5 protein-coding genes and 1 pseudogene are annotated in these 4,300 nt (G+C 66.1%); all 6 read left to right on the plus strand.

Annotated features, from left to right (window positions below; translation table 11 throughout):
- Positions 1-236, plus strand: a pseudogene (locus VEI45_RS15365) (ATPase); the annotation flags it as partial.
- The gene (locus tag VEI45_RS15370) at positions 233-1,186 is read left to right on the plus strand and encodes a DUF58 domain-containing protein (protein WP_324854648.1); all 954 of its coding nucleotides are present in this window, start codon (positions 233-235) and stop codon (positions 1,184-1,186) included. The pseudogene VEI45_RS15365 and the gene VEI45_RS15370, both read left to right, overlap by 4 nt.
- A gap of 34 nt (positions 1,187-1,220) precedes the next feature.
- On the plus strand, positions 1,221-2,228 hold the full coding sequence (locus tag VEI45_RS15375; RefSeq protein ID WP_324854650.1) for a VWA domain-containing protein: 1,008 nt from the start codon (positions 1,221-1,223) through the stop codon (positions 2,226-2,228).
- A gap of 64 nt (positions 2,229-2,292) precedes the next feature.
- Positions 2,293-3,078 carry a 3-oxoacyl-ACP reductase FabG1 gene (gene fabG1 / locus VEI45_RS15380; RefSeq protein WP_324854652.1) on the plus strand — a complete coding sequence of 262 codons (786 nt, stop codon included), beginning with the start codon at positions 2,293-2,295 and terminating at the stop codon, positions 3,076-3,078.
- A 36-nt stretch (positions 3,079-3,114) separates the two neighbouring features.
- Complete coding sequence (gene inhA, locus VEI45_RS15385) at positions 3,115-3,924, plus strand: NADH-dependent enoyl-ACP reductase InhA (RefSeq protein WP_324854654.1); 810 nt, start codon at positions 3,115-3,117, stop codon at positions 3,922-3,924.
- Between the two features lie 6 nt (positions 3,925-3,930).
- Positions 3,931-4,300: ferrochelatase (locus tag VEI45_RS15390; protein WP_324854656.1), on the plus strand; the 370-nt coding region annotated here is incomplete at its 3' end.

Here is a 4,300-nt window from a genome sequence, read left to right on the forward strand (position 1 = left end):
CGCTGGTGCGCGGCCGCGACTACGTGATCCCGCAAGACGTCGTCGAGATCATTCCCGACGTGTTGCGGCACCGGCTGGTGCTCACCTATGACGCGCTCGCCGACGAAATCACACCGGAGATCGTCATCAACCGGGTCCTGCAGACTGTCGGCATGCCGCAGGTGAATGCCGTTCCGCAACAGGGCCATTCGGTACCTCCGGTGATGCAGGCCGCGGGCGCGGCTAGCGGTCGGTGACCGATTCCGAAGCGCCGGCGGTGGTCCATCCGCCGTCGATGCAGCGCGGGCAGATCGATGACCCCAAGCTGTCGGCGGCGCTGCGGACACTCGAGCTCACGGTCAAACGCAAGCTCGACGGTGTCCTGCACGGCGACCACCTCGGCCTGATCCCTGGTCCGGGTTCGGAGCCAGGGGAGTCGCGCGAGTATCAGCCCGGCGACGACGTCCGCCGGATGGACTGGGCGGTCACCGCGCGCACCAACCACCCCCATGTCCGGCAGATGATCGCCGACCGCGAATTGGAGACCTGGCTGGTGGTCGATATGTCGGCCAGCCTGGACTTCGGCACAACAGTCTGCGAGAAACGTGACCTCGCGGTGGCCGCCGCGGCGGCCATCACATTTCTCAACAGCGGCGGAGGAAACCGGCTGGGCGCGCTGATCGCCAACGGCGCAACGATGACTCGGGTACCGGCACGCTCCGGACGTCAGCACGAGCAGACGCTGTTGCGCACCATCGCCACCATGCCCAAAGCGCCGGTAGGGGTGCGCGGAGATTTGGCGGTGGCGATCGACGCGTTGCGCCGTCCCGAACGCCGCCGCGGGATGGCGGTGATCATCAGCGACTTCCTCGGCCCGATCAACTGGATGCGTCCGTTGCGAGCGATCGCTGCGCGCCATGAGGTGCTCGGCATCGAGGTGCTCGATCCCCGCGATGTCGAGTTGCCCGACGTCGGCGACGTCATCTTGCAGGACGCCGAATCGGGTGTCACCCGCGAGTTCACCATCGACGCGCAGCTGCGTGACGACTTCGCCAAGGCTGCCGCCGCCCATCGCGCCGACGTGGCGCACACGATCCGCGGCTGCGGAGCGCCGCTGTTGTCGCTGCGCACCGACCGAGACTGGATCGCCGACATCGTCCGTTTCGTCGAATCCCGCCGGCGCGGGGCACTGGCGGGGCGCCGGTGACGCCAGCGGGCACACACACCAACACGGGTCTTCTATGACACTGCCGTTCCTCGGGCCGATGACGCTGTCCGGCTTCGCCCACGCATGGTTTTTTCTGTTCCTGCTGGCCGTTCTGGGGCTGGTGGCGCTGTACGTCATCATGCAGGTGGCCCGGCAGCGCCGGATGCTGCGCTTCGCCAACATGGAGCTGCTGGAAAGCGTCGCGCCCAAGCAGCCCACCCGGTGGCGTCATCTGCCGGCCATCCTGCTGGTGTCGGCGCTGCTGCTGCTGACGATCGCGATGGCCGGGCCCACCCACGATGTGCGAATCCCGCGCAACCGTGCGGTCGTCATGCTGGTGATCGACGTCTCGCAGTCCATGCGGGCTACCGACGTCGAGCCCAACCGGATGGCTGCGGCCGAGGTGGCCGCCAAGGAATTCGCCGGTGAGCTCACCCCCGGCATCAACCTCGGGTTGATCGCCTATGCCGGGACGGCGACGGTTCTGGTGCAACCGACGACCAACCGGGAGGCGACCAAAGGCGCGCTGGAGAAGTTGCAATTCGCCGACCGCACCGCCACCGGGGAGGGCATCTTCACCGCGCTGCAGGCCATCGCCACCGTGGGCGCGGTGATCGGCGGCGGCGACACGCCGCCACCGGCGCGCATCGTGTTGTTCTCCGACGGCAAGGAGACGATGCCGACCAACCCAGACAACCCCAAGGGGGCCTTCACCGCCGCGCGCACCGCCAAAGACCAAGGCGTGCCGATTTCGACGATCTCGTTCGGCACCCCGTATGGCTTCGTGGAGATCAACGGCCAACGCCAGCCGGTCCCCGTCGACGACAGCACGATGAAAAAAGTCGCCGAGCTGTCCGGCGGCAACCATTACGACGCCTCTAACTTGCAGGAGCTCAAGCAGGTCTACGCGTCGCTGCAGCAGCAGATCGGTTACGAGACCATCCGCGGTGACGCCAGCGTCGGGTGGCTGCGGCTGGGCTCCCTGATACTGGCGCTGGCCGGGCTGGCGGCCCTGCTGATCAACCGGCGGCTGCCGACCTAATCCGCGCCACGCGGCCGGTCGAGGCGATTTCGGCGTTGCTGCGGTGAGGCGTTAGGTTGTCGGGGTGACTGACGTAGCCACTGAAAAGGCCACCGAAACCCCGACCGACACCGCAGGACAATCCGACGCCGTCAAACCCGCGTTCGTATCCCGGTCAGTGCTGGTCACCGGAGGTAACCGGGGGATCGGGCTGGCAGTGGCGCGTCGGCTGGCCGCCGACGGACACAAGGTGGCGGTGACCCACCGGTCATCGGGCGCCCCCGAGGGGCTGTTCGGTGTCGAGTGCGACGTCACCGACTACGACGCGGTCGACGCCGCGTTCAAGGCCGTTGAAGAGCACCAGGGCCCGGTCGAGGTGCTGGTTGCCAACGCCGGCATCACCTCCGACATGCTGATCATGCGAATGAGCGAGGAACAGTTCGAGAAGGTCATCGACGCCAACCTGACTGGCGTCTTCCGGGTGGCCAAGCGGGCGTCGCGCAACATGCTCAAGAAGCGGTTCGGCCGCTTGATCTTCATGGGTTCGGTGGTGGGGCTGACCGGCCTGCCGGGTCAGGCGAATTATGCCGCGTCCAAGGCCGGGCTGGTCGGGCTGGCCCGGTCGCTGACCCGCGAGCTGGGGTCGCGCTCGATCACCGCCAACGTGGTGGCCCCCGGTTTCATCGACACCGAGATGACCCAGGCGATGGAGCCCAAGTACGTGGAAATGGCGCAGCAGGCGATTCCGTTGGGCCGCATCGGCAACGTCGAGGAGGTCGCCAGTGTTGTCAGCTTCCTGGCCTCCGAGGACGCCGCATACATCTCCGGTGCGGTGATTCCGGTCGACGGCGGAATGGGCATGGGCCACTGACGGAACCGGTAGCTACTCCAAGACATTAGGACGAACATGGCAGGACTGCTTGAAGGCAAACGGATTCTGGTCAGCGGGATCATCACCGATGCGTCTATTGCGTTCCACATTGCCCGCGTTGCCCAGGAACAGGGCGCCCAGCTGGTGCTGACCGGGTTCGACCGGCTGCGGCTGATCCAACGTATCGCCGACCGGTTGCCGGAGAAGGCTCCGCTGCTCGAACTCAATGTGCAGGACGAAAAACATCTGGACACTCTGGCCGAGCGGGTGACGGCCGAGATCGGCGAGGGCAACAAGCTTGATGGCGTGGTGCATTCGATCGGCTTCATGCCGCAGAGCGGGATGGGCATCAACCCGTTCTTCGACGCGCCCTACGAAGATGTCTCCAAGGGCATTCATATCTCGGCGTATTCGTATGCCTCGCTCGCCAAGGCACTGCTGCCGATCATGAACCCCGGCGGTTCCATCGTCGGCATGGACTTTGACCCGAGCCGGGCGATGCCGGCCTACAACTGGATGACGGTCGCCAAAAGCGCGCTGGAGTCGGTCAACCGCTTCGTGGCGCGCGAGGCCGGTAAGTTCGGCGTCCGCTCGAATCTGGTTGCCGCGGGCCCGATCCGGACGCTCGCGATGAGCGCGATCGTCGGCGGCGCGCTCGGCGACGAGGCCGGCGCGCAGATACAACTGCTGGAAGAGGGCTGGGACCAGCGTGCTCCGGTCGGCTGGAACATGAAGGACCCCACGCCGGTCGCCAAGACGGTGTGCGCGCTGCTTTCCGAATGGCTGCCGGCGACCACCGGGACGATCATCTACGCCGACGGCGGCGCCAGCACCCAATTGCTCTAGGACGCAATGGAATTCGACGCGGTCCTGCTGCTGTCGTTCGGCGGGCCGGAAGGGCCCGAGCAGGTGAGGCCGTTTCTGGAGAACGTCACGCGCGGCCGCAACGTGCCGCCGGAACGCCTTGACCACGTTGCTGAGCACTATATGCACTTCGGTGGGGTGTCGCCGATCAACCGAATCAACCGGGCGCTGATCGCTCAACTGCGTGCGGAACTCGTCGAGCGCGGTTTAGACCTCTCGGTCTATTTCGGGAATCGCAACTGGGAGCCCTACGTCGAAGACACCGTCGCAACGATGCGCGACAACGGTATTCAGCGTGCTGCAGTGTTCACCACGTCGGCGTGGAGCGGCTATTCCAGCTGCACACAGTATGTCGAGG

Origin of the sequence: Mycobacterium sp. (genome assembly GCF_035623875.1) — a bacterium.
In the GTDB taxonomy this organism is placed as follows: domain Bacteria; phylum Actinomycetota; class Actinomycetes; order Mycobacteriales; family Mycobacteriaceae; genus Mycobacterium.